The sequence below is a fragment of the Nonomuraea longispora genome (genome assembly GCF_004348345.1).
In the GTDB taxonomy this organism is placed as follows: Bacteria; Actinomycetota; Actinomycetes; order Streptosporangiales; family Streptosporangiaceae; genus Nonomuraea; species Nonomuraea longispora.
The window spans coordinates 1-1,021 of record NZ_SMJZ01000443.1; the positions used below are offsets into that span (position 1 = coordinate 1).

Genomic DNA, 1,021 nt, shown 5'->3' on the forward strand with positions numbered 1-1,021 from the left:
TGGTGGACACGATCGTGTTGCCGGGCGAGGTGGTAGCTCCAGTAATCGTCGAGATGCCCGTTGGCGGTCAGCGCGCGGAGCTTCAACACCGCTTCGGCTCCGGCCAGTCCCCATCTTGCTCCGGTGGTCCCCAAGCGGTCGCCGATCAGGTAGCGGGCGGTTCACTCCACGACGCCGGTGGCTATCAGCCAGCCCCTGCTCCAACGCCTGGTCGTAGCGGAGGAATGCGCGGTGGCTCCTCAGGTAGCGAACAGCGGCCGTGAGGCTCGTTCATGTGGGGCCGATCGGCTGGAGGTCTCGTGAGCGCCGCGGTCGCCTTCCTCGTCAACGGCCCCAGCCTGCGCGCCGCCTTCCCCAAGGCACGCTGATCTCCTCACCGCTCATCGCGCGGACCCGGTACGGCATCCGGCGGGCCGGACATCCAGGCGATCAGGCCTATGAGAGTCAGGACGGGGATGGCGATCAACGCGGGAGAATGCCACTCGGGAGCCAGCATCTCTAGATCGCCATCGTCGTTGAGCAGCCAAAACCGTGTCAGGGGAGAGAGCAGCACCCCCACGACCAGAGTCAGTTCATACAGGATGAACCAGACGCCGGTCGGCACAGTGGACCTGGAGGGTGATCGATGGTCCAGCCGGTCGAGCACGGCGATGAGAACCGCCTCGGCGGCCAGGATCAAGGTGATGCCGAGCGTCACATTCCGCGCATGCGCGACCTCCTGCTCCAGCTGTTCCAGCAACATGTCATTCCATGGCTCTTCGTACCAGGGATTGAGCTCTCCTGTCGGATGGGCGATCAGCTGGAGCGCGATCAGGTTGACCGCGGCGTACAGGACCGGGGCTGCCAGAGCGGTCGTATATATGAGGCGACGTACGTTCATGCGCTGTTGGATGCCCATGTCGGCATGCAGGTTCCGCTGGGCGCCCAGCCGGACAATGAGCACGGGTCTGGCTCCCTCTGAGAGAGTGGCTGAGCTGGGCGGATAAGGTCTGGGCTGTTGGGACGGGTGATCGTTGTCTAC

At 64.5% G+C, this 1,021-nt stretch carries 1 protein-coding gene; it reads right to left on the minus strand.

Going from position 1 to position 1,021, the window contains the following annotated elements; translation table 11 throughout:
- Nucleotides 1–373: 373 nt before the first annotated feature.
- A complete protein-coding gene (locus E1267_RS43845) occupies nucleotides 374–943 on the minus strand; it encodes a hypothetical protein (protein WP_132342238.1) in 570 nt (189 codons plus the stop codon).
- Nucleotides 944–1,021: the final 78 nt, after the last annotated feature.